Annotated in this window: 33 protein-coding genes and 1 pseudogene; 1 reads left to right on the forward strand and 33 read right to left on the reverse strand. The window is 64.2% G+C overall.

Going from position 1 to position 23,131, the window contains the following annotated elements; translation table 11 throughout:
• Window positions 1-44: 44 nt before the first annotated feature.
• Window positions 45-611 (forward strand): cytochrome b, encoded by a 567-nt coding sequence (locus OXM58_02190; protein MDE0147157.1) that lies wholly within the window; start codon window positions 45-47, stop codon window positions 609-611.
• Window positions 612-804: 193 nt separating this feature from the next.
• Here the strand turns inward: OXM58_02190 and OXM58_02195 are convergent, their stop codons facing one another.
• The 33 genes and pseudogenes from OXM58_02195 to tuf all read right to left on the reverse strand — a co-directional run bounded on the left by OXM58_02195 (window position 805) and on the right by tuf (window position 23,093).
• Window positions 805-2,337, reverse strand: a complete 1,533-nt coding sequence (locus tag OXM58_02195; GenBank protein ID MDE0147158.1) for an acyl-CoA carboxylase subunit beta — start codon at window positions 2,335-2,337, stop codon at window positions 805-807.
• Between the two features lie 98 nt (window positions 2,338-2,435).
• The gene (locus OXM58_02200; GenBank protein ID MDE0147159.1) at window positions 2,436-3,131 is read right to left on the reverse strand and encodes an ATPase; all 696 of its coding nucleotides are present in this window, start codon (window positions 3,129-3,131) and stop codon (window positions 2,436-2,438) included.
• Complete coding sequence (locus tag OXM58_02205) at window positions 3,128-4,981, reverse strand: AsmA family protein (GenBank protein ID MDE0147160.1); 1,854 nt, start codon at window positions 4,979-4,981, stop codon at window positions 3,128-3,130. Before OXM58_02205 ends, OXM58_02200 begins: the two co-directional genes overlap by 4 nt.
• A gap of 14 nt (window positions 4,982-4,995) precedes the next feature.
• A complete protein-coding gene (locus tag OXM58_02210; GenBank protein MDE0147161.1) occupies window positions 4,996-6,015 on the reverse strand; it encodes an RluA family pseudouridine synthase in 1,020 nt (339 codons plus the stop codon).
• An 89-nt stretch (window positions 6,016-6,104) separates the two neighbouring features.
• A complete protein-coding gene (locus OXM58_02215) occupies window positions 6,105-7,454 on the reverse strand; it encodes a replication-associated recombination protein A (protein MDE0147162.1) in 1,350 nt (449 codons plus the stop codon).
• Between the two features lie 83 nt (window positions 7,455-7,537).
• Window positions 7,538-7,963 carry a 50S ribosomal protein L17 gene (gene rplQ / locus OXM58_02220; GenBank protein ID MDE0147163.1) on the reverse strand — a complete coding sequence of 142 codons (426 nt, stop codon included), beginning with the start codon at window positions 7,961-7,963 and terminating at the stop codon, window positions 7,538-7,540.
• A 97-nt stretch (window positions 7,964-8,060) separates the two neighbouring features.
• Window positions 8,061-9,083, reverse strand: a complete 1,023-nt coding sequence (locus OXM58_02225; protein MDE0147164.1) for a DNA-directed RNA polymerase subunit alpha — start codon at window positions 9,081-9,083, stop codon at window positions 8,061-8,063.
• 79 nt (window positions 9,084-9,162) lie between these two features.
• Window positions 9,163-9,555 (reverse strand): 30S ribosomal protein S11, encoded by a 393-nt coding sequence (gene rpsK / locus OXM58_02230; protein ID MDE0147165.1) that lies wholly within the window; start codon window positions 9,553-9,555, stop codon window positions 9,163-9,165.
• A gap of 103 nt (window positions 9,556-9,658) precedes the next feature.
• On the reverse strand, window positions 9,659-10,027 hold the full coding sequence (gene rpsM, locus OXM58_02235) for a 30S ribosomal protein S13 (GenBank protein ID MDE0147166.1): 369 nt from the start codon (window positions 10,025-10,027) through the stop codon (window positions 9,659-9,661).
• Window positions 10,028-10,183: 156 nt separating this feature from the next.
• Window positions 10,184-10,783: an adenylate kinase gene (locus OXM58_02240; protein MDE0147167.1), complete on the reverse strand. Its 600-nt coding sequence runs from the start codon at window positions 10,781-10,783 to the stop codon at window positions 10,184-10,186.
• On the reverse strand, window positions 10,780-12,126 hold the full coding sequence (secY, locus tag OXM58_02245; GenBank protein MDE0147168.1) for a preprotein translocase subunit SecY: 1,347 nt from the start codon (window positions 12,124-12,126) through the stop codon (window positions 10,780-10,782). The genes OXM58_02240 and secY overlap by 4 nt, the downstream gene beginning before the upstream one ends.
• Before the next feature lie 130 nt (window positions 12,127-12,256).
• A pseudogene (gene rplO, locus OXM58_02250) lies at window positions 12,257-12,724 on the reverse strand (50S ribosomal protein L15).
• A 58-nt stretch (window positions 12,725-12,782) separates the two neighbouring features.
• The gene (gene rpmD, locus OXM58_02255) at window positions 12,783-12,971 is read right to left on the reverse strand and encodes a 50S ribosomal protein L30 (GenBank protein ID MDE0147169.1); all 189 of its coding nucleotides are present in this window, start codon (window positions 12,969-12,971) and stop codon (window positions 12,783-12,785) included.
• Between the two features lie 47 nt (window positions 12,972-13,018).
• A complete protein-coding gene (rpsE, locus tag OXM58_02260) occupies window positions 13,019-13,588 on the reverse strand; it encodes a 30S ribosomal protein S5 (protein MDE0147170.1) in 570 nt (189 codons plus the stop codon).
• A 14-nt stretch (window positions 13,589-13,602) separates the two neighbouring features.
• Entirely contained in the window at window positions 13,603-13,968 is a 366-nt protein-coding gene (gene rplR, locus OXM58_02265) for a 50S ribosomal protein L18 (GenBank protein ID MDE0147171.1), read from the reverse strand.
• Between the two features lie 67 nt (window positions 13,969-14,035).
• Window positions 14,036-14,569, reverse strand: a complete 534-nt coding sequence (gene rplF, locus OXM58_02270; GenBank protein ID MDE0147172.1) for a 50S ribosomal protein L6 — start codon at window positions 14,567-14,569, stop codon at window positions 14,036-14,038.
• A 42-nt stretch (window positions 14,570-14,611) separates the two neighbouring features.
• Complete coding sequence (rpsH, locus tag OXM58_02275; GenBank protein MDE0147173.1) at window positions 14,612-15,010, reverse strand: 30S ribosomal protein S8; 399 nt, start codon at window positions 15,008-15,010, stop codon at window positions 14,612-14,614.
• 10 nt (window positions 15,011-15,020) lie between these two features.
• Window positions 15,021-15,326, reverse strand: a complete 306-nt coding sequence (gene rpsN, locus OXM58_02280) for a 30S ribosomal protein S14 (GenBank protein ID MDE0147174.1) — start codon at window positions 15,324-15,326, stop codon at window positions 15,021-15,023.
• 24 nt (window positions 15,327-15,350) lie between these two features.
• On the reverse strand, window positions 15,351-15,899 hold the full coding sequence (rplE, locus tag OXM58_02285; GenBank protein ID MDE0147175.1) for a 50S ribosomal protein L5: 549 nt from the start codon (window positions 15,897-15,899) through the stop codon (window positions 15,351-15,353).
• 26 nt (window positions 15,900-15,925) lie between these two features.
• Window positions 15,926-16,261: a 50S ribosomal protein L24 gene (rplX, locus tag OXM58_02290; protein MDE0147176.1), complete on the reverse strand. Its 336-nt coding sequence runs from the start codon at window positions 16,259-16,261 to the stop codon at window positions 15,926-15,928.
• A gap of 44 nt (window positions 16,262-16,305) precedes the next feature.
• Entirely contained in the window at window positions 16,306-16,674 is a 369-nt protein-coding gene (rplN, locus tag OXM58_02295; GenBank protein MDE0147177.1) for a 50S ribosomal protein L14, read from the reverse strand.
• A gap of 36 nt (window positions 16,675-16,710) precedes the next feature.
• Entirely contained in the window at window positions 16,711-16,947 is a 237-nt protein-coding gene (gene rpsQ / locus OXM58_02300; protein ID MDE0147178.1) for a 30S ribosomal protein S17, read from the reverse strand.
• A gap of 5 nt (window positions 16,948-16,952) precedes the next feature.
• Entirely contained in the window at window positions 16,953-17,165 is a 213-nt protein-coding gene (rpmC, locus tag OXM58_02305; GenBank protein MDE0147179.1) for a 50S ribosomal protein L29, read from the reverse strand.
• A 5-nt stretch (window positions 17,166-17,170) separates the two neighbouring features.
• Window positions 17,171-17,587: a 50S ribosomal protein L16 gene (rplP, locus tag OXM58_02310; protein ID MDE0147180.1), complete on the reverse strand. Its 417-nt coding sequence runs from the start codon at window positions 17,585-17,587 to the stop codon at window positions 17,171-17,173.
• Window positions 17,588-17,605: 18 nt separating this feature from the next.
• Window positions 17,606-18,289, reverse strand: a complete 684-nt coding sequence (gene rpsC, locus OXM58_02315) for a 30S ribosomal protein S3 (GenBank protein MDE0147181.1) — start codon at window positions 18,287-18,289, stop codon at window positions 17,606-17,608.
• A 4-nt stretch (window positions 18,290-18,293) separates the two neighbouring features.
• On the reverse strand, window positions 18,294-18,671 hold the full coding sequence (rplV, locus tag OXM58_02320) for a 50S ribosomal protein L22 (protein ID MDE0147182.1): 378 nt from the start codon (window positions 18,669-18,671) through the stop codon (window positions 18,294-18,296).
• A gap of 6 nt (window positions 18,672-18,677) precedes the next feature.
• Entirely contained in the window at window positions 18,678-18,956 is a 279-nt protein-coding gene (rpsS, locus tag OXM58_02325; GenBank protein ID MDE0147183.1) for a 30S ribosomal protein S19, read from the reverse strand.
• Between the two features lie 9 nt (window positions 18,957-18,965).
• Window positions 18,966-19,799: a 50S ribosomal protein L2 gene (gene rplB, locus OXM58_02330; GenBank protein MDE0147184.1), complete on the reverse strand. Its 834-nt coding sequence runs from the start codon at window positions 19,797-19,799 to the stop codon at window positions 18,966-18,968.
• A 34-nt stretch (window positions 19,800-19,833) separates the two neighbouring features.
• Window positions 19,834-20,157: a 50S ribosomal protein L23 gene (locus OXM58_02335; GenBank protein MDE0147185.1), complete on the reverse strand. Its 324-nt coding sequence runs from the start codon at window positions 20,155-20,157 to the stop codon at window positions 19,834-19,836.
• Window positions 20,154-20,780: a 50S ribosomal protein L4 gene (rplD, locus tag OXM58_02340; GenBank protein ID MDE0147186.1), complete on the reverse strand. Its 627-nt coding sequence runs from the start codon at window positions 20,778-20,780 to the stop codon at window positions 20,154-20,156. The genes OXM58_02335 and rplD overlap by 4 nt, the downstream gene beginning before the upstream one ends.
• Entirely contained in the window at window positions 20,780-21,517 is a 738-nt protein-coding gene (gene rplC / locus OXM58_02345; protein ID MDE0147187.1) for a 50S ribosomal protein L3, read from the reverse strand. Before rplC ends, rplD begins: the two co-directional genes overlap by 1 nt.
• On the reverse strand, window positions 21,517-21,837 hold the full coding sequence (rpsJ, locus tag OXM58_02350; protein MDE0147188.1) for a 30S ribosomal protein S10: 321 nt from the start codon (window positions 21,835-21,837) through the stop codon (window positions 21,517-21,519). The genes rplC and rpsJ overlap by 1 nt, the downstream gene beginning before the upstream one ends.
• A gap of 62 nt (window positions 21,838-21,899) precedes the next feature.
• On the reverse strand, window positions 21,900-23,093 hold the full coding sequence (gene tuf / locus OXM58_02355) for an elongation factor Tu (GenBank protein MDE0147189.1): 1,194 nt from the start codon (window positions 23,091-23,093) through the stop codon (window positions 21,900-21,902).
• Between the last annotated feature and the right edge of the window lie 38 nt (window positions 23,094-23,131).

A 23,131-nucleotide genomic window follows, 5' to 3' on the forward strand; every position in this document is an offset into this window, starting at 1 on the left:
GGATGGTTGGAATCCGGCGTTCCGCCACCCTTGGGGAACACGCCATGTGGAAGAACGGCCGGAACCGCTACGGCCTGGTTTCGATTTCCTTTCACTGGGCCCTCGCCCTGACCTTCGTCGGGCTCGTCGGGCTCGGCGTTTGGATGGTCGGACTGAGTTACTACGATCCTTGGTACAACGATTCCCTCGCCCTTCATAAGGCGATCGGGATCGTCGCCCTGGCGCTCGCCCTTGCGAAATTCGGCTGGCGTCCGGCCGATCCGAAGCCTGCCCTGGCCGCGGATCTGAAGCGGCACGAGCGCATTGGCGCGACCGCCATGCACTGGCTCCTGAACGGGCTCATCATCCTTGTGCCGGCGACCGGCTACGTCATCTCGACGTCCGAGGGCGCCGGCATCGACATGTTCGGCCTGTTTGATGTTCCCGCATTGCTCGGAAAATCCGAGCAGCTGCGGGATCTTGCCATCGAGCTGCACTACTATCTGGCTTATGGCGGCGTCGCTCTGGCCGCCGTTCACGCCGGCGCGGCGCTCAAGCACCATTTCATCGACCGGGGCTCGACCTTGCGCCGGATGCTCAACCCGCGTGCTCCGTTCGGGCGGGGCAGCTGAAACGGCGAAGCCGATGGCGCGGGACGGCTAATCTCGTTCGGCTCGGTGCATCGGACCGATCGATTCCGCGGCCGAACCCTCTAAATCGGCCACTTTGCATTTGATACGGACCCGCGGCGGATCGAATCGATATCGGCCAATCCCGGCATCGACAAAGCGTCCGGCAAGCTGCGGCGCTTCTCTTTCGGCCGCTTTACAGCGGGATGTTCGCGTGCTTCTTCCACGGGTTCTCCAGCTTCTTGTTGCGCAGCAGGTCGAGGGAACGGCAGATGCGGCGGCGCGTGCTGCGCGGCATGATCACGTCGTCGATGAAGCCGCGGCGCCCGGCGATGAAGGGGTTGGCGAACTTGCGGCGGTATTCCTCAGTCCGCGCCTCGATCTTGTCCGCGTCGTCCCGGTCTTCGCGGAAAATGATCTCGACCGCGCCTTTCGGCCCCATCACGGCGATCTCGGCCTGCGGCCAGGCATAGTTGACGTCGCCGCGCAGATGCTTCGAGGCCATGACGTCGTAGGCGCCGCCATAGGCCTTGCGGGTGATGACCGTCACTTTCGGCACGGTTGCTTCGGCATAGGCAAACAGCAGCTTCGCGCCGTGTTTGATGATGCCGCCATACTCCTGCGCCGTGCCGGGCAGAAAACCGGGCACGTCGACAAAGGTCACAATCGGGATGTTGAAACAGTCGCAGAAGCGCACGAAACGCGCCGCCTTGCGCGACGAGTTGATATCGAGGCAACCGGCCAGCACCATCGGCTGGTTGGCGACGAAGCCGACCGTGCGCCCCGCCATCCGGCCGAAACCGATGACGATATTCGCGGCGTGGTCTGGCTGAAGTTCGAAGAAATCGCCGTCGTCGGCAACCTTCAGGATCAGTTCCTTGATATCGTAGGGCTTGTTCGGATTGTCCGGGACCAACGAATCCAGCGAAGGCTCCGGCCGGTCGACCGGATCTTCCCAATCGCGCTGTGGCGTCGCCTCCCGGTTCGACGTCGGTAGGAAATCGACAAACCGGCGCAGCTGCAGCAGGGCCTCGATATCGTTCTCGAAGGCCATGTCGGAGACGCCGGATTTCGAGGAATGGGTGATCGCGCCGCCCAGTTCCTCGGCCGTGACCTCCTCGTGGGTGACGGTCTTCACAACCTCCGGCCCGGTCACGAACATGTAGGAACTGTCTTCGACCATGAAGATGAAGTCGGTCATGGCCGGGGAATAGACCGCGCCGCCCGCGCACGGCCCCATGACGCAGGAAATCTGCGGGATGACGCCCGACGCCATGACGTTGCGCTGGAACACCTCGGCATAGCCCGCGAGCGAGGCGACGCCTTCCTGGATGCGTGCGCCGCCGGAATCGTTCAGGCCGATGACCGGCGCACCAACCTTCATCGCTTGGTCCATGATCTTGCAGATTTTCTCGGCATGGGCTTCGGAGAGCGACCCGCCAAAGACGGTAAAGTCCTGGCTGAACACGAAGACGACCCGGCCGTTGATCCGGCCCCAGCCGGTCACCACGCCGTCGCTCGGCACCCGCTGTTCTTCCATGCCGAAATCGGCGCAGCGATGCTCGACGAACATGTCGTATTCTTCGAAACTGTCCAAATCGAGCAGCACGTCGAGCCGCTCGCGCGCCGTCAATTTGCCCTTGGCGTGCTGGGCGTCGACCCGCCTCTGGCCGCCGCCGAGTCGCGCTGCTTCGCGCCGTTTGCCAAGTTCTGCAAGAATTTCCTGCATGACTGAATTCCCGCCCCGATCGGTGAGCGCCGGATCGGGATTAGAGCATCCTGCCCGGATCGTGACCAGTCCGTTGCGGTTTCGCCCGGCCGGCCGGGTCAGACACGAAGCAAATGGCCCAACCGTGATGCCAGGGCGAGATCGGCGCTCGCGTGCGCCAGACGCGCTTCGGCCTCCTCGTCGGTGCCCCATTGCTCGATTTGGTGCCGCTCGTCCAGAAAGGCCGCCGCGGCGGCCTCATCGGCGGAAATTTCGCCTTCCATGATGGCCAGACCGATCACGATGGATCCGGCGCCGGTCGCCCCCATTTGCAGCGCGGTGAGCGCGAAGTTGTCCTGCGCGACGATCACCCGTTCCAACCGTGCAATCGCATGCGGGTCCTGGGGCTGCGGGAGCATGCCGACGACTGCGCGCAACGCGATTCCGTGACGGCGCTCCAGCCAGTCCAGCAGCGGCTGCCACAGCGCCGCCTGCCGGGCAACCAGGGCTTCGGGCCGCTCGGCGCGGTAGCACAGGAGATCGGTTTCACCGTATCGCATCAACTCGGCGACCGTTTCCCGCCGTGCGTCCGGCATCCGGTCGACCGCCGTGTTCGCAAGCTGCGAGAGCGGCATGGACAAAGGATCGACCCGATCTCCTTGCGCGGCCCACTCTTCGCACAAAGCCCTGGCGAGCGCCTTAGTCGGGACGCGCAGCGCCGCGCGGGCCGGCGTCCGAACCGGCCGGCCATCGAGCGAAATTCCGCAGCCGCCGTCAAACTCCTCGACGGCTGCCTCCCTGTAAAATCGTTTCATTCCCGAAACGGGTTGAGCTTCTTGAGGTCGTCCAGCAAACGCCCGGCTCCCGATTTGCTTTTCTTGGCGCGGGGTTTCTCCGCCCGGCCGGATGTTTCGGCCGCCTCCCGTGCCCCGCATCTCCGGCGGGCATCGTTCTTGCCCTTCGTTGCCCTGAATGGTCGCGTGACAAAGCCGAGCAATTCGGTTGCCGCGCGTTTCGGGATAGCCGTCGCTTCGACCGATATGTCCGGATCGGTGAGGGAACCGGTGACCGAAATCGGAAGAATGCTTGCCAGCCGGGTCAGGCTAACCCCCTTGCCGGCCGGAACGAAGCGGAAATCCAGCGATTCGCGCCCTAGGTTCACGGCGCCCTGCCCGTAAAAGGTCACCCTGTTCGTATCGAGCACGAGCTGTCTGCCCCGCCCGACGCCGCGGCCATCGAACTGCAATGCGAATTCGCCGCAAACGACCCGGAGCCCGCCGGGCTTCCGGGCCAGAAATTTCAGCAAATCGGTCGTTGCGACGTCGAACAGGCGGTTGGCGACGGGCCCCCGTCCGATCGTCACCGTGACCGGCCCCTTGAGCGTCGAGGCAATGGCGTGTGCCGAACGTCCGGCGCCGGTGACCCGGGCGCGCGCAGCGACCGGAGCGTCGATCAGAGGTTCACCAAGCGCCTGCCGGAGCACCGCACCGGAGGAAATCCGCGACGCCCACAAATCCGCGGAAAATTTCGGCGTCCGACTGCCGATGTCAAGCCGCAGAGTGCCGGCAATCCGGCCCTTGGCCAGCCGGCTGCTGAATTTGCGCACGGCCACCCGGCCGTCCCGGAGCGCAACTTCAGCCCGCACCTTGTCGAATGCGTTGCGCGCCACGACCAGCCGTTTCATTCCGATCGTGATTTTCCCGTTGACCAAGCCGAGAATGCCGAGCAGCAGTTCGTCTTCCGGGAACAGGACAGGCGCTCCGCCCGGGTTCCGCGTTGCGGTCCCGCCCGACGCCCCGCTCTTCGCTGGCTCAGGCTTGCCATCGCCCCGGCCGGTTGCAGCCGCGATCTGGTCGAGGTCCAGCAACTCGGCATCGACGCTGCCTGAAATTTCCGGCAGGGGGCCGGAGAGATCGGCAGCGCCTGAAGCCCGCAACCGGCTCCGCCCGACAGTCAGCGCTACTGCCACCGGGTAATTCCGGACCCGCCCGAACAGGGCGTCGAGCTGACCGAGGGTCCCTTCCGCGGCAACAGCGAGGCCATTGTAGGCGCCGCGGGCGTTGAAGGCGATGGCGCTCTCGAAGGTCGGCGCCCGCGCAGCGACCTTGTCGATCCGCAGCCTGCTGATCAGCCCGCTGCGGCCGTCGCGGAAGGTGACGACGGACTCCTCGATCCGGACATGCTTCAACAACGGTACGACGGGCACCGCGGAAGACACGGTATTGTCGGGCGCCTCGGACGGTGTTCCGGTATCTTCGCCGACCCTTTCGGCAAACAGCCAGTTCGCTGCGCCTTCGGCATTCGTCTCAAGCAGCAGGTCTGCGCCGATCAATCGGAAGCGCGTCACCTTGATTACGCCGCCAATCAGCGGCAGCAGGGCGATTTCGATTTCGGCGCGTTTTGCCGTCAACATCTGCGGCCGCGAACCCCAATCCGCGTTGGCGACGGCCAGGTCGGTCAACCCAATCGAAGGCGATGAGGCCAGAATAATCTGCTCGATCCGGCCGCCGATCGTGACCGTCCGACCGGTGGCGTCCTCCACAGCGGCGGCGATGTCGTCGCGGTAGGCCGTGAAATCGGTTGTACCGACAGTAATGACCGCGACCACGACGACGAGGATCGCGACAACCGCCAAACCGATTGCACCGCGCAGAAACCAGCGCATCGTGTCCCTCCGCCCTACTCTCCGACCGCGCCGAGGCCGAAAGGATCGGTGTCTGCGCGTGCGTCGAAGCCCATCGTATCGAACGTCTCTGACATATGGGGCGGCAACGCGGCTTCTACATCGATCCATCCGCCTGCCGGATGCGGCGCGACCAGTCGCTGCGCATGCAGATGGACCTGGCGCGACAGGCCGGCGACGAACGCGGCGCTACCGCCATACTTGCCATCTCCGAGGATGGGTGTCCCGATCGCCGAGCAATGCGCACGCAACTGGTGGGTCCGGCCGGTCAGCGGCATGAGGGCGAGCCAGGTCAACTGGTTTGCCGCGTGGTCGATGACCGCATAACGGGTTCGTGCGGAGCGGGTGTCATCGGCTTTCCTGCCGGTTCCGGTGTCTTCCCCGACGACTGTCCGCTCGCCGGCCGGGCCCGCGCGCTTGGCAAGCGCGAGGTCGATGAATCCGCGCCGCCGCTCCGGCGTCCCGACCACGACCGCCCAATACAGCTTGTGCACCGCCCGGCCGCGAAATGCCGCGGCCAGCGCCGAGGTCGCCTGCCGCGTCAGGCCGACGACGATGACGCCGCTGGTATCCTTGTCGAGCCGATGCACCAAGCGCGGCGGTTCGGCGGAGCGTCTCAGGCTTTGCAGCATGCCATCGAGGTGTCGAATCTGTCCGGAGCCGCCCTGGACCGGCAGCCCCGCCGGCTTGTTCAGGACGAGAATGGCGTCATCCCGATACAGTGCGATCGACTCGAGGAATTTCCGGTCTTCCCGCGTCGATCCGGCCGGCCGTTCTGTCTGGCGTCTCGCCGGGACCGCGTCCTGCAACCCAAGCTCCAGTGGCGGGATACGGATCACCTGGCCGGGAGAGAGTCTGTGCCCGGCCTTCACCCGTTTGCCGTCGACCCGTACCTGGCCGGTGCGCAGAAGTTTCTCCAGCCGGCCGTGACCCAACTCCGGGAATTTCTGCCTGAACCAGCGGTCGAGCCGCTGGTCGGCGTCGGTTTCCGCAACGGTGTGCCGGGTTACAGGCATCGTTACTCAGCGTGACGCGGCACGATCCGCCAGCCGCCCGGCCCAACGATCCAGCGCCGATTCGGCGGCTGAGGCTGCAAGCAGGACCTTCATTCTTCCGTGTCGTCGGGCGCCGGGTTGCCGGCTTGTGCCCGGCGCGCACGCAGGCGCGACCAATAGTCGAGCCGCTTGCGGATATCGCGCTCGAAGCCGCGCTCGACCGGGCGGTAATAGGCCTCCCGCGGCATACCGTCCGGAAAATAGTTCTGTCCCGAAAAGCTGTCTTCCTCGTCGTGGTCGTAGGCATAGCCGGCGCCGTAGCCCAGATCCTTCATCAGCCTGGTCGGCGCGTTTAGAATATGCTTCGGCGGGGCGAGCGATCCGGTCTTGCGGGCTCTCTGCGTGGCTGCGCCGAGAGCCTTGTAGGCCGCGTTCGACTTCGGCGCCGACGCGAGATAGATGACGAGCTGGGCGAGAACCAGTTCGCCCTCGGGCGAACCGATTCGCTCGAAGGCCTGCCAGGCCGCAATCGCCTGCGTAAGCGCGTTCGGGTCGGCAAGGCCGACATCCTCCACGGCAAACCGGGTCAGCCGCCGGGCGATATAGTGCGGGTCTTCACCGCCGCTGAGCATCCGGGCCAGCCAGTACAGACCGGCGTCGCAGTCCGAGCCGCGCAGACTCTTGTGCAGAGCGCTGATCAGATTGTAGTGGCTTTCCTGCCCCTTGTCGTAGAGCGGCGCCCGGCGCTGGACCAGCGACGCCAAGGCCGCAGTATCGACATCGCCCGCGGTATCCGCAGCCCAGACGGTTTCCGCCAAATTCAGAAGATAGCGCCCGTCGCCGTCAGCCATCGCCTTGAGAGCACTGCGGGCCTCGGCGGTGAGGTTCAGCGGCTTCCGTTCCACGGATTCGGCGTGCACCAACAATGATTCGAGGGCTGCGTCGTCAAGCCGGTTCAGCACCAGCACCCGGCAGCGGGAAAGCAGCGCGGGATTGAGCTCGAAAGACGGATTTTCAGTCGTCGCGCCGACCAGGATGACCGTGCCGTCCTCGACAACCGGCAGGAAGGCATCCTGCTGGGCCCGGTTGAAGCGGTGGATTTCGTCGACGAACAGGAGCGTGCCCTGCCCGCCGGTCCGCCGCTGTCGAGCCGCCTCGAATATCTTGCGCAGTTCGGCGACGCCGGAGAATACGGCAGAAACCGGCTCGAAATGAAGCGCCGTCCGATCGGCCGCCAGGCGCGCGATGGTCGTCTTTCCGGTGCCTGGCGGACCCCACAGGATGTGCGATACGAGGGAATCGGCCGCCAGCATCCGGCCGATCGGCGCTTCGGGGCCGATCAGGTGGTCCTGTCCGACGATACCTTCCAGGGTTTCCGGCCGCAGCCGGTCGGCCAGTGGCCGGGGCGCATGACCTTCGAACAAACCAGGGGGATTCTGCGGCGTCGCGCTAAGCGCCATCGGCATTCACCCGGTCAAGGCGCCGACCCGAGCGTCACGCAGCGGCGGAACGGACATTCCGGAGCGGTTCCGCGCCGTGGCGCCTAGCTCTCTTCCGCCTCGGCCACCTCGGCGTCCTGGGTCGGCCCACTGTCCTGCCCCCTCGCATCGGGGTCGCGGTCGACCAGTTCGATAACCGCCATTGGCGCCGAATCGCCATAGCGGAAGCCGGCGCGCAGCACCCTAGTATATCCGCCCCGGCGCAAGGCGTAGCGCTCGGCCAGCGTACCGAACAGCTTTTCGGTGAGCGCCCGGTCCTTCAACACCGCCAGAGCCTGCCGGCGCGCATGCAGGTCGCCGCGCTTGCCCAGCGTGATAAGGCGGTCGGTAACGCCGCGCAGATCCTTCGCCTTGGGCAGGGTCGTCCTGATCTGCTCGTGCTTGATAAGCGCCGCCGCCATATTGGCGAACATGGCCTTGCGGTGGCTGCTCGTCCGGTTCAGCTTCCGGCCGCTTAGTCTGTGGCGCATGGCTCCAACTCCCCGGCGGCCTCGGTCGGCCGATCTGTTCCTGCTGCCCCAGCCGGAAAACCGAAGGCAAGCGCGACGTGTTCTGGCGCGACCCGCTCTAGTACGGTTCTTCCAGCTTGCGGGCGAGGTCTTCGATATTCTCCGGCGGCCAGTCCAGTATTTCCATTCCCAGAGCCAGCCCCATCTGCGACAGCACTTCCTTGATTTCGTTCAAGGACTTGCGGCCGAAGTTCGGCGTGCGCAGCATTTCCGTTTCCGTCTTCTGCACAAGGTCGCCGATATAGATGATGTTATCGTTCTTCAGGCAGTTTGCCGACCGGACCGACAGTTCCAGTTCGTCCACCTTGCGCAGCAGGTTCCGGTTGAACGGCAGGTCGCCTTCCTGTTCCTCCCTGACGATCTGCTTCGGCTCTTCGAAATTGATAAAGAGCTGCAGCTGATCCTGCAGGATGCGCGCTGCCAGGGCGACGGAATCTTCCGGCGAAACCGCGCCGTTCGTCTCGACGGTAAGGGACAGCTTGTCGAGGTCGGTCACCTGTCCGACTCGCGCATTTTCGACCTTGTAGGACACTTTCTTGACAGGGCTGAAAATGGCATCCACCGGAATGAGGCCGATCGGAGAGTCTTCGGCGCGGTTCTGGACCGCGGGTACATAGCCCTTGCCGCTCTCCACGGTCATTTCCATGACGACCTCGATATCCTCGTCGAGATGCATCAGCACATGATCGGGGTTGAGAATTTCGACGTCGTGGACCCCCTCGATCTGGCTTGCGGTCACTGCGCCGGGCCCTTGCGCGCGCAGCGAGAGGCGGCGTGCCGACACGCCATGCATGCGCAGTGCCAGCGCCTTTACGTTGAGCACAATGTCAGTGACATCCTCGAGCACGCCGGAAATTGAGGAAAATTCGTGGAGCACACCCTCGATCTGGATCGACGTCACCGCCGCGCCTTGCAGGGAGGACAGCAACACCCGGCGCAGCGCGTTACCGAGGGTCAGGCCGAACCCGCGCTCCAGCGGTTGAACGATGATGGTCGCTCGCCGGTCGGGATCGCTGCCGAATTCGGTCGCCAAACCGTTCGGCTTGATAATATCGGTCCAGTTCTTCTGTTGTACGTTCATACCAAGAGCCCATAGCTGCCGGTCGCCCGGCGCGTCATTCGTTCAGATCTGCGGCGGCACTTCCCTTCGGCGGGAGATGCTAGACCCGGCGGCGCTTGCGCGGCCGGCAGCCGTTGTGTGGTATCGGCGTCACATCGCGAATCGCGGTAATGTTGAACCCGATCGACTGCAGGGCGCGCAGCGCGGATTCGCGGCCGCCGCCCGGCCCCTTGACCTCGACTTCCAAGGTCTTCATGCCGTGTTCCTGCGCCTTGCGGCCGGCGTCCTCGGCGGCGATCTGCGCGGCGTAGGGCGTCGACTTCCGCGATCCCTTGAAACCTTGGGAGCCAGCCGACGACCAGGAAATTGCGTTACCCTGGGCATCGGTGATCGTGATCATCGTGTTGTTGAACGATGCGTTCACATGGGCGACGCCGGACGTGATGTTCTTCCGTTCGCGGCGACGAACCCGCCCTGTCGTTGGACTTGCCATCCACTGCTCCTGCGTGCGGTTTCCGGTATGCCCCGGCCTTTCGCATCGGTCGGGGCTGAGCCGGATCGGGCAAACGCGCCATTGCCGGCGCGTTTGACGGTCGTTACTTTTTCTTACCGGCGATCGGCCGCGCCTTGCCCTTGCGGGTGCGCGCGTTGGTATGTGTGCGCTGGCCCCTGACCGGCAAACCCTTGCGGTGCCGCAGGCCGCGATAGCAGCCGAGGTCCATCAACCGCTTGATGTTCATCGCCGTCTCGCGGCGCAGGTCGCCCTCGACCTGGAAGGTCCGGTCGATGGTCTCGCGGATCCGCACCACCTCATCGTCGGAAAGCTGATTCACGCGCTTTTCCATCGGTACGCCCACGGTCTCGACGATGCGCCGGGCATGGGCCGGGCCGATGCCATGGATATAGGTCAAGGCGATGACGACCCGTTTACCGGTCGGGATATTGACACCAGCAATTCGCGCCAAAGTGCGCTCTCCTTCTCCTACCAGGCCGCAGCCGCTTCAAGGCCGTACCGGCTTCGATTCGGAGTTGAAAAGAATCCGGTGTGCGCAAGCACAAATGGGCCCCGAAAGGGCAAATTCCCCGGAGCCATGGCGAATATAGGCTACTGCCTTCGCCTGTCAATCAGCAGGCCTTTGCGTTCGGGTGCTGTTTTCCACTATCGCCGCCAGTTGCGTCGTTACGTCATCGATCGCAGCCATACCGTCGACCGTCTCCAGACGGCCGGATTTCGCGTAATATGGCAGAATCGGTGCGGTCTGCTGCCGATAGACGACGATCCTCTTTTTCAGGGTTTCGGCGTTGTCGTCCGCCCGGGCTCCGGCGCTTTCCTGCGCCCGCCTCTCGATTCGGGCGAACAGGGCGGCCTCGTCCACGCGCATCTCGATAATGTGATGGATATCGATCCGCTTGTCGGCAAGGACATCGTCCAGTTTCTCGGCCTGGGCGACGGTGCGCGGAAACCCGTCCAGAATGAAGCCCTTATCACGGATTTCGGTATCTTCGATACGCTCGACGATGATGCCGACGACCATGTCGTCGGGCACAAGGTCGCCGCGGTCGAGAATCGCCTTGGCCCTGAGACCCGCTTCGGTGCCCGCTGCCGCCGCCGCGCGCAGCATGTCGCCGGTCGACAGGTGAACCATCCCGAATCTTTCCTGGAGGCGCTGGGCCTGGGTGCCCTTTCCGCACCCGGGCGGGCCCATCAGAACGATATTCAAGATTTTCTGCCTCGCAGACGGGATTTTCGGATCAGCCCTTCATACTGATGCGCCAGCATATGGCCCTGGATTTGCGCCACCGTATCCATGGTCACCGAGACCACGATCAGCAGCGAGGTGCCGCCGAAATAGAACGGGATCGCATATTGCGTGATCAGCACTTCGGGAAGTGCGCAAACTGCACACAGATAAAGCGCGCCGACGACGGTAATTCGCGTAAGCACATGGTCGAGATAGTCGGCTGTCGGCTTACCCGGGCGGATTCCGGGTATGAAGCCGCCATATTTGCGCAGATTGTCCGCGGTGTCCTGCGGATTGAAGACGATCGCCGTGTAGAAGAATGTGAAGAAGGCAATCATGCCGATATAGATCAGCAGGAACAACGGCTGGCCGCGTCCCATCAGTGCATTCACCACGTTCAGCCATTCCGGCCCGCCCTGCCCGGAAAAGCCGGTGATCGTTGCCGGGAGAAGCAACAGAGAACTCGCAAAGATCGGCGGAATCACACCGGCGGTGTTGAGCTTGAGCGGGATGTGCGATTGCTCGCCGCCGATCTGCCGGTTGCCCTGCTGCCGTTTGGGATACTGGACGACAATTCTTCGTTGCGCCCGCTCCATAAACACCACAAAGGCGACAACCAGGACCGCCATGGCGACGAAAGCGATGATCGCGAAAGCGGACAGCGAGCCCCGGCGGCCCATCTCAAACAATTGCGCCATGGCGGCAGGACCGCTGGCGACGATGCCGGCGAAGATGATAAGCGAAATTCCGTTGCCGACACCGCGCGCCGTGATCTGCTCGCCCAGCCACATCAGGAAAATCGTGCCGCCGACCAGCGTGATAACGACGGTCGCACGGAAGAACATGCCGGGGTTGGCGACCGCGTTGCCGGCGCTCGAACTGGCGCCTTCGAGGCTGACGGCAACGCCGTAGGCCTGGACAGCCGCCAGGAGCACTGTGAGATAGCGGGTATACTGGTTGATTTTTTTCCGGCCGGATTCGCCTTCTTTCTTGAGTTGATCCAGCTTCGGCGACACGGCGGTCAGGAGCTGGATGATAATCGCCGCGGAGATATAGGGCATGATGTTGAGCGCAAAGATGGTCATGCGCTCCAGCGCCCCGCCGGAAAAGGTGCTGAGCACCGTCAGCAGGCCGCCGCCCTGATTGATCTGGGCGAAAATGTCGGCAAAAATCTGTTGATCGATGCCGGGGATCGGGATGTAGGTCCCCAATCGGTAAACGATCAGTGCGCCCAGCGTGAACCACAGGCGCTTTTTCAGGTCGGTCGCCTTCGAAAACGCGCTCCAGCCCATGCTCGGCGCAATTCTGTCGGTCACTGCCATCCGGTTGCCTGTCGCGTCTGCGTGACGAGCTTCGGGCTCACGACTCCGCCGGTGCGGCGGCCTTGCCGCCTCTGGCGCGCTCTGCCCGCTTCGCTGCCTTCTTCTCGTTCTTCGGCAACTTGCCTTCCGGCTTCGGCGCCGCAGCTTCGATATTGACCTTGCCGCCAGCCCTTTCAACCGCCGCGACCGCCGCACCCGTTGCACCCGAGATCGATATCTCGATGGCAGCGGAAATTTCGCCATGGCCGAGCAGGCGCACGCCGTCGAGCGGCCGTCGGATCACACCGGCTTTCAGGAGTGCGCCGGCATCGATAGGCGCGCCGGCGTCCAGTTTTCCGGCGTCGATCGCCTGCTGCAAGCGGCCGACATTCACCGCCGCATAGGACTTCCGGAATATGTTGTTGAAGCCGCGCTTGGGCAGGCGCATGTACAGCGGCATCTGCCCGCCTTCAAAGCCACTGATCGAGACGCCGGAGCGGGAGTTCTGGCCCTTGTGGCCGCGGCCGGCCGTCTTGCCCTTGCCGGAGCCGATGCCCCGCCCGATCCGCGTCCGCGTCTTTCGCGCGCCCTTGTTGTCGGCCAGTTCGTTGAGTTTCATCGTTCCAAACCCGCTGTTGCCGGCCGGGCCAACTGCCCTGCCGGTCGCCGCTCGCGCTTCAGTCCTCGACGCGCACCAGATGGTGCACCTTGCGGATCATGCCGCGCACAGCCGGCGTGTCTTCCAGCTCGCGCGTCCGGTGCATCTTGTTGAGACCCAGGCCGACCAGCGTCGCGCGCTGATCCTTCGGGCGGCCGATCGGGCTGCCGGTCTGGGTTACTCGCAAAGTCTTCTTCTTCTCTGCCATCGCGCCTGCTCCGGCGCCCCGAACTTCGGCTCCGGGGCGTTGTTGTTCTATTCGCGGGCTTCGCCGCCGTCCTGGCGGCGCCCGACGATATCGCCGACCTTCTTGCTCCGGCGCGACGCGACATCGCGCGGAGACTGGATCTGCGTCAGCGCATCGAAGGTCGCTTTGACCATATTGTGCGGGTTCGAGGTGCCGACCGACTTGGCGACGATATCGTGGATTCCGATGCTCTCGAAAATCGCCCGCATCGGGCCGCCCGCAATAATACCCGTTCCCGCCGGCGCCGCCCGGAGCACGACCTTGCCGGCGCCGTAACGGCCCTTGACGTCGTGATGCAACGTGCGCGCCTCGCGCAGCGGCACCCGGATCATCTGGCGCTTGGCCTGCTCCGTCGCCTTGCGGATCGCTTCCGGCACCTCGCGCGCCTTGCCGGCGCCGTGCCCGACCCGGCCCTTGCCGTCGCCGACCACAACGAGTGCGGCGAAGCCGAACCGCCGGCCGCCCTTCACAACCTTGGCGACCCGGTTGATGCTGACGAGTTTCTCGACAAACTCGTTCTCTTCCCGGTCGTCCCCGCCGCCACGGCGGCGGTCATCCCGCCTGTTCTCTCGAGCCATTCGACTACCGTCCCCTAGAATCTGAGACCGGCCTCGCGCGCGGCTTCCGCCAGCGCCTTGACCCGGCCGTGATAGATGTAGCCGCCGCGATCGAAGACCACGGAGTCGACTTTGGCCTTCAATGCGCGCTCCGCCACCAGCCGACCGATGGCTTCGGCCGCCGCTATGTTGGCGCCGTTCCCGATCGTGCTCCTGACATCCTTCTCGACGGTCGAGGCCGAGGCCCTGGTCTCTCCCGTCAGATCGTCGATGACTTGGGCATAGATGTGCTTGCCGGAGCGGAAGACTGACAGGCGCGGACGTCCATTCGCCTTCTTCCGGATTGCATGCCGGTTGCGGCGCCTGCGGCGCGCAAACAGTTTTTTCTCTCTGCTTGCCATCGTGTGTCGCTTCTCGCCAAAAATCGGGAAACAGACGGCCCGGAATCCGCCGACCGGAAACCGGCGCCTATTTCTTTTTGCCTTCCTTGCGCATGACATATTCGCCGCGGTAGCGCACGCCCTTGCCCTTGTAAGGTTCGGGCGGCCGGAACGCGCGCACTTCGCTGCAGAACTGCCCGATCACGGCCTTGTTCGTACCCTTGGCCTCGATCGCCACATTGCGCTCGACCGAAACACTGACGCCGTCCGGGATCGGATAGTCGATATCGTGGCTGTAGCCGAGTTGCAGATTGAGGGTCCTGCCCTGTACGGCGGCGCGATAGCCGACGCCCTGGATGTCCAGATTGTAGGTAAAACCTTCCGACACGCCGGTGACGATGTTCTGCAGCTGGCTGCGCGTCGTGCCCCACATGGTGCGCGCCCGTTTGCCGTCGTTGGCCGGCGACACGGACAGCGCGCCGTCCTGCTGGCTGACGATCACGTCGTCGGTCAGCCGGAAGCTCTCTTCACCCAGCTTGCCCCTGGCGGTCACCAGCAGGCCGTCGATCTTGACGTCGACGCCGCTCGGAATCTTCACCGGTTCCTTGCCGATCCGCGACATGGCTTGTTCCGTTCCGTCCTTCTCGTTCCGCTCCTGCCGCGATCAGAAGACCCGGCAGAGCACCTCTCCGCCCACATTGGCCTCGCGGGCGGCATTGTCCGACAAGACGCCCCGTCCGGTGGACAGGATCTTTGTGCCCAATCCGCCGCGATCCCGGTTCAAATCCTTGATTGCCGAGTAGACCCGCCGGCCGGGCGTGGAGATCCGTGCGATCTCGCGGATCACCGGAGTTCCCTCGTGATACTTCAACTCAATGACGATTTCCCTGATGCCCTTGCGGACCTCGCGTTCGCTGTAGCCGCGGATATAGCCTTCGTCCTTCAGCACGCGCAGGACATTCATCTTCAGCGTCGAGTGGGGACACACGACGCTGGCTTTGGAGGCGCGCTGACCGTTGCGGATACGGGTCAGCAGATCGCCGAGAGGATCGCTCATCGCCATGGTCCGGCCCCTACCAGCTCGATTTGACGACGCCCGGAAGCTGGCCCTTCGAGCCGAGCTCCCTGAGCGCGATGCGCGAGATGCCGAACTTGCGGTAGTAGCCGCGCGGACGGCCGCTTACGGCGCAACGATTGCGCACGCGGGTCGCCGCGCCGTTCTTCGGCAATTCGTTCAGCTTCAGCCGCGCCTTGAAGCGTTCTTCCGGGGGCAGCGAGGCATCCTTGGCCATCGCCCTGAGCGCGGCGCGTTTGCCCGCGAACTTCGCCACCAGCCGGCGCCGTTTGTCGTTTTTTTCGATTGCGCTTTTTTTCGCCATCGTCGGATCTCGTTCCTGCGTTGCCTAGCTGGCGCGGAAGGGCAGGTTGAAGCCCTTTAGCAGTACCAGCGCCTCTTCGTCGGTCTGCGCCGTCGTGACCAGCACAATGTCCATGCCGCGGATCGTGTCGGTCTTGTCGTAGTCGATTTCCGGAAACACAAGCTGTTCGCGGATGCCCATCGCGAAATTGCCCCGGCCGTCGAAACTTCTCGGGCTGAGACCGCGGAAGTCGCGCACCCGCGGCAGGGCGATGGTCACAAGCCGGTCAAGGAATTCGTACATCCGTATCCGGCGCAGCGTCACTTTCGCGCCGATCGTCATGCCCTCGCGCAACTTGAAGCCAGCCTCGGATCGCGTTGCGCGGGTCACCAGCGGCTTCTGGCCGGAGATCCGGGTCATGTCGTCCACGGCGCCGTCGATCTTTTTCCGGTCCTGGGTCGCCTCGCCGACGCCCATATTCAGAACGATCTTCTCCAGACGCGGAATCTGGTTCGGGTTGGTGTAGTTGAAGGCTTGCTTCAACTGGTCCCGCACCGAGCTCTTGTAGTGCTCGTACAGTCTTGGCGAAGACATGATCCGGTCGCTCCTTCCGCTCGCCGCTACCGGTCGATGATCTCGCCGGATCGCTTGGCAAAGCGCACTTTCCGGCCGCCTTCCAGGAAGGTGTAGCCGACCCGCGTCGCCGTGGAATCCTTCGGATCGACCATCGCCACATTCGAAATGTGAATCGGCGCTTCGCGCTCGACGATGCCGCCGGGATTCATCTGGGTCGGCTTGGTGTGCCGCTTGACCATGTTTGCGCCGCCTACGACGACGCGGTGATCCCCCGGCTTGCTCCCCTTGATGACCCTGGTGATGTCGCCGGTCTTGCCCTTGTCCTTGCCGGCGGTGATGACCACCCGGTCTCCCTTCTTCAGCCTGATCTTGACAGCCATGGTCTCGACCGTTCCTTCCGACCGTTCGTTCTTCCGCCGGTGCCCTAAAGCACTTCCGGGGCAAGCGAGATGATTTTCATATAGCCCTTGCCGCGCAGTTCGCGCGTTACCGGACCGAAGATACGGGTGCCGACCGGCTCGCCAGTCTTGCTGATGAGCACGGCGGCGTTGCGATCGAACCGGATCGCCGTGCCGTCGTCCCGGCGTACTTCCTTCGCGGTTCGTACGATCACGGCACGATGCAGGTCGCCCTTCTTCACACGGCCTCGCGGAATCGCTTCCTTGACCGACACGACGATGACGTCGCCAACGCCAGCCGACCTGCGCTTCGAGCCGCCGAGCACCTTGATGCACTGCACCTTGCGCGCGCCGCTGTTGTCCGCGACTTCCAGCCTGGATTGCATCTGGATCATGGTTTCGGTCTCCCGAATTCAAGCCGTGCTCCGCCGTCAGGCGTCGCCGGCCAGAACCTGCCAGGTTTTGCGTTTCGAATAAGGCCTGCATTCCTGGATCGACACGCGATCGCCCGTCTTGCAGGCATTGCTTTCGTCATGCGCCATGAATTTCTTCGAGCGGCGGATGAACTTCTTGTAGAGCGGATGCATGATCCGGCGCTCGACCCGCACGATCACGGTCTTGTCCGCAGCGTCGCTTACTACGACGCCCTGGAGTATGCGTTTCGGCATCTGCCTCAACTCCCTGCGGCGGCGCCCGCCGCGCGCCGCTTTTCGTTCATGATCGTCTTGACCCGCGCGATGTCTCGCCGGACTTCGCGTGCCCGCACGGTGTTTTCGAGCTGGCCGCTGGCCGCCTGAAAGCGCAGGTTGAACTGCTCCTTTTTCAGGTCCTCCAGCTGCTCGTTCAGCTGATCCATGGACTTGGGGCGGAGATCGCCGGCGTGCATGGCCCCTACTCCTCTTCCAGCCGCTTGACGAACCGGGTGCTGACCGGAAGCTTGGCCGAAGCCAGTTCGAAGGCCCGGCGCGCGACATCTTCCGGCACGCCATCGAGCTCGAACATGATGCGGCCCGGATGGACGCGCACCGCCCAGTATTCGGGCGATCCCTTGCCCTTTCCCTGGCGGACTTCCGCCGGCTTCTGACTGACCGGCAGATCCGGGAAAATGCGGATCCACAGTTTGCCGACACGCTTCATATGGCGGGTGATTGTCCTGCGTGCCGCCTCGATCTGGCGCGACGTGACGCGCTCCGGAGACGTCGCCTTCAGGCCGTAGGCGCCAAAATTCAGCTGCGTGCCGCCTTTGGCAAAGCCGTGAATGCGGCCCTTGTGCTGCTTGCGGAACCTAGTCCGTTTGGGGCTGAGCATCCTTCCCGCTCCCGTCGGCTAGTTTCGGCCCGCGGTCTGCAGGTCCAGGGCGCGGCGTTCCTGGGCCTGCGGATCGTGTTCCATGATATCGCCCTTGTAGACCCACACCTTGACGCCGCAGGTGCCGTAGGTCGTCTGGGCCGTGGCTTCGCCATAGTCGATGTCCGCACGCAGCGTGTGCAGGGGCACCCGGCCCTCGTGGTAGCGCTCGGCGCGGGCGATTTCCGCGCCGCCCAGCCGGCCGCCGCAGATGATGCGGATACCGGCGGCGCCGAAGCGCATCGCCGATTGCACCGAACGCTTCATCGCCCGGCGAAATGCGACCCGCCGCTCAAGCTGCTGCGCCACATTCTCGGCGACGAGTTGCGCTTCGATTTCCGGTTTGCGGATTTCGACGATGTTCAGGCTGACATCGTCGCCCGTCATCCGGGAGACTTCCCGGCGCAGATTCTCGATGTCGGCGCCTTTCTTGCCGATCACGACGCCGGGACGCGCCGTATGGATCGTCACACGCGGCTTGCGCGCCGGGCGCTCAATCACGATCTTCGAGACAGCCGCACTCGACAGCCGGCGCTTGAGATGATCTCTGAGCGCCAGGTCCTGCTCCAGCAGTTCGGCATAGTCGCCGTCGGCATACCAGCGCGATTCCCACGTCCGGTTTATGCCCAGGCGCATGCCGATCGGGCTTACTTTCTGACCCATTCGATCAGGCCTCCTCGCGCTCTTCGACGATCACGGTCAACTTCGAAAACGGCTTCTTCACCCGTCCGACGCGGCCGCGCGCCCGCGCCTTCCAGCGCTTCATGACCAGGCCCTTGCCGACAAAGGCCTCCTTGACCCACAGCTGGTCGACATCGAGGCCGTGGTTGTTCTCGGCATTGGCAATTGCCGATTCCAGCACCTTCTTGACGTCGCCTGCGATCCGCCGGCGCGAGAAGGCAAGATCGGTGACCGCCTTCTCGGCTTTCTTGCCCCGGATCAGGGCGGCGACCAGGTTCAGCTTCTGCGGGCTGACGCGCAACCGCGTCGCCACAGCCTTGGCCTGGTTGTCTTCGAGCCGCCGTTCGGCCTTGGCTTTACCCATCGTCCGCTACCCCCTGCGCGCCTTCTTGTCGGCAGCGTGTCCGTAATAGGTCCGGGTCGGCGCAAACTCGCCGAACTTGTGGCCGATCATGTTTTCGGTGACGAGCACCGGAATGAACTTGTGGCCGTTGTGCACGCCGAAGGTCAGGCCAACGAACTGCGGCAGGATCGTCGACCGGCGCGACCAGGTCCGGATGACCTCGTTGCGACCGGATTCGCGCGATTTCTCCGCCTTCTTCAGCAGGTAGCCGTCGACGAACGGCCCTTTCCAGACTGAACGCGTCACTGTCCTCTCCTACCGCTTCTTCCGCGCGTGACGGCTGCGGATGATGTATTTGTCTGTCGCCTTGTTGCTGCGGGTGCGCCGGCCCTTGGTCGGCTTGCCCCACGGCGTGACGGGATGGCGTCCGCCGGACGAGCGGCCCTCGCCGCCGCCGTGCGGATGATCGACCGGGTTCATGGCAACGCCACGCACCGACGGGCGCTTGCCCTTCCAGCGGTTGCGGCCGGCCTTGCCGAGGTTGGTGTTCTGATTGTTCGGATTGGAGACGGCGCCGACCGTCGCCATGCATTCCTGGCGCACCATGCGCATTTCGCCCGACGCCAGACGCAACTGGGCATAGCCGCTGTCCCGGCCGACCAGCTGGACATAAGCACCGGCGGCGCGTGCAATCTGCCCGCCCTTGCCGACCTTCATCTCAACATTGTGGACGATAGTGCCGACGGGAATATTGCGCAGCGGCAGCGCATTGCCCGGCTTGATGTCAGCGCCTAGGCCGGATTCCACCGAATCGCCAACTCCCAGGCGTTGCGGCGCCAGGATGTAGGAAAGCTCGCCGTCCGCGTAACGGATGAGCGCAATGAAGGCGGTGCGGTTCGGATCGTATTCCAGCCGCTCGACCGTCGCCCGGCCTTCCCTCGTGCGCTTGAAATCGACGACGCGATAGCGCTGCTTGTGGCCGCCGCCGCGCCGGCGCGCCGTAATCCGCCCGGCATTGTTGCGGCCGCCCTTCTGGCTCTTTCCTTCGGTCAGGTGCTTGACCGGTTTGCCCTTGTACAGGCCGGACCGGTCGACAAGCACCAGGCCGCGCTGGCCCGGCGTCATGGCCTTGTAGTGTTTCAGCGACATCGTTCCGTCCCGTTCCGTCAGTTCCCGATGCCGGTCAGACGCCGGTCGTGATGTCGATAGCCTGATCGCCCAACAGGGTAACCACGGCTATCTTCACGTCGTTGCGCCGGCCTTTGCGGCCCCGGAACATCTTTTCCTTGCCCTTGCGGACATGGGTGTTGACGCGCTTTACCTTGGCGCCGAAAAGCCCTTCGACCGCGGCCTTGATTTCCGGCTTGGTCGCATCCATGGCCACGCGGAAGGTGACCTGGGCGTTCTCCGAACCGGAGGAAGATTTCTCCGTCACCACCGGCGCCCGGATGATGTCGTACATCCGCTCCTTGGGCGGCTTCGCCTTATTAAGATACTTCCAGCTCATTTCAGGCGCGCCTCCAGCGCTTCCACCGCATCCGCCGTCAGGACCAGCGTGTCGTGACGCAGGATGTCGTAGACATTGGCGCCCTGCTGGGGCAGCAGATCGACGCTCCGCAGATTGCGTGCGGCGCGCACAAAGCCGTCGTCGGCCTCCGCTCCGGTAATCACCAGCGGTCGCGACCAGCCGAGTTTTTCGAGTCTGGTCGCCAGATCCCGGGTCTTGCCGGATTTCAATGACGCCGCCTTCAGCACCACGAGCCGGCCTTCCGCCTGTTTGGCCGAAAGCGCCATCTTGAGGCCGAGTTTTCGGACCTTCTTGGGCAGGGCTTGGGCGTGGCTCCGCGGTTTCGGCCCGAAAGCCACGCCGCCGCCGCGCATCTGTGGCGCCTTCAGATTGCCGGCGCGGGCGCGGCCTGTGCCTTTCTGTTTCCAAGGCTTGCGGCTGGTTCCCTTGATCTCGGCCATACCCCGCGTGTTGTGCGTCCCGGCTCGGCGCTTGGCGAGCTGCCAGCGCACCACCCGGTGCAGAATATCCGCGCGCACCGGCAGACCGAAGACGCTTTCGTCCAGCGTAACCTTTCCCGCAGCCTTGGCCGCCATGTCGACAGACTTGATCTCGATGGCCATCAGTCTGCGCCCCCTTCGGCGGGGTCGGCGCCTTCGCCGTCCGAAGCATCGGCCGGCGCGGCGGCATCCAGGATCGCGGCGGGTACCGGCAGATTGTCCGGCGCGGCCTTCTTCCGGGCATCGCGTATTTCGACCAGGCTGCCCTTGGCGCCGGGCACCGCACCCTTGACCATGATCAGGCCACGGGCGGCATCGGTCGCGACGATCTCCAGACTGACGGCCGAGCGGCGTTGCGTGCCCATATGGCCGGCCATTTTCTTGCCCTTGAACACTTTGCCGGGGTCCTGGCACTGACCGGTCGAGCCGTGCGCCCGGTGCGAAACTGAAACGCCGTGGGACGCCCGCAGACCGCTGAAATTATGCCGCTTCATCGCACCGGCAAATCCCTTGCCGATGGTTACGCCGGCGACATCGACAAACTGGCCCGGCACGAAATGCTCGGCCGAGAGTTCTGCGCCGACCTCGACCAGATTCTCTTCACTGACCCGGAATTCGACGAGCCGGCGCTTCGGCTCTACCTTCGCCTTCGCGAAATGGCCGCGCATGGCGCGGGTGACATTCTTCGCCTTCGCCGTGCCGTGGCCGAGCTGGACCGCGGTGTAGCCGTCGCGTTCGGTCGTCCGGTTGTCGACAACCTGGCAGGCATCGAGCTGCAAGACGGTCACAGGCAGATGCCGGCCGTCTTCCGCGAAGATGCGGCTCATGCCTTTTTTCTCGGCGATGAGACCGGTGCGCATCACGCTTCTTCCTTCAGCTTGATATCGACGTGCACGCCGGCCGCGAGGTCGAGCTTGCCCAGCGCATCGACCGTCTGCGGAGTCGGATCGACGATATCGATCAACCGCTTGTGCGTCCTGGTCTCGAACTGCTCGCGCGATTTCTTGTCGATGTGCGGCGAACGGTTCACCGTATATTTGCGGATCCGTGTGGGCAGCGGGATCGGTCCGCGTACTTGCGCGCCCGTCCGCCTGGCCGTGTTGACGATCTCGCCGGTCGATTGATCGAGCAGACGGTGATCGAAGGCCTTGAGCCGGATCCGTATCGTTTGGCTTTCCATCGTCAATCCCAATCAAAATGCCGCCGGTTTCGAAAAGTCCGGCGGCATCCCGCTATTGCCCGCTATTTCTTGATGGCTGCGACGACGCCGGCGCCGACGGTGCGTCCGCCTTCGCGGATCGCGAAGCGCAGCCCCTCGTCCATCGCGATCGGCTGGATCAGCGTCACGTCCATCTGCACATTGTCCCCCGGCAGCACCATCTCCGTGCCCTCCGGAAGCGTCACCGCCCCGGTCACGTCCGTCGTCCGGAAGTAGAACTGCGGACGGTAGTTCGAGAAGAAGCCCGTGTGACGCCCGCCCTCCTCCTTGGTCAGGATATAGGCCTCGCAGGTGAACTCCGTGTGCGGCGTGATCGAGCCCGGCTTCGCCAGGACCTGGCCGCGCTCCACCTCGTCCCGCTTCGTGCCGCGCAGCAACACGCCGACATTGTCCCCCGCCTGCCCCTGGTCGAGCAGCTTGCGGAACATCTCCACGCCCGTGCACGTCGTCTTCGCCGTCTCCTTCAGGCCGACGATCTCGATCTCGTCGCCCACCTTCACCACGCCGCGCTCGACACGGCCCGTCACCACCGTGCCCCGGCCCGAGATCGAAAACACATCCTCGATCGGCATCAGAAACGCCTGGTCCACCGGACGCTCGGGTTGCGGAATGTACTCGTCCACCGCCGCCATCAGCTCGATGATCTTGTCCTTGCCGATGCCGTCGTCCCGGCCCTCCAGCGCCGCCAGCGCAGAGCCCATCACCACCGGAAGGTCGTCGCCCGGAAACTCGTAGCTCGACAAAAGCTCCCGGACCTCCAGCTCGACAAGCTCCAGAAGCTCCTCGTCGTCAACCTGGTCCACCTTGTTCAGATAGACCACGATCGCCGGAACCCCGACCTGGCGCGCCAGAAGGATATGCTCGCGCGTCTGCGGCATCGGGCCGTCCGCCGCAGACACCACCAGGATCGCCCCGTCCATCTGCGCCGCGCCCGTGATCATGTTCTTCACGTAATCCGCATGGCCCGGACAATCGACATGGGCATAGTGGCGGTTCGACGTCTCATACTCGACATGCGCCGTCGCTATCGTAATCCCGCGCTCGCGCTCCTCCGGCGCCTTGTCGATCTGGTCGAACGATACCGCCTCCGTCCCGCCCAACGTCTCCGACATCACCTTCGTAATCGCAGCCGTCAGCGTCGTCTTGCCATGATCCACATGGCCGATCGTACCCACATTCACATGCGGCTTCGTACGCTCAAACTTCTCTTTCGACATGGTCCTGCCTCTGCCTGCCCCTGCCGGGGTCCTTTTCT

It is taken from the genome of Rhodospirillaceae bacterium (assembly GCA_028819475.1).
Lineage (GTDB): Bacteria > Pseudomonadota > Alphaproteobacteria > Bin65 > Bin65 > Bin65.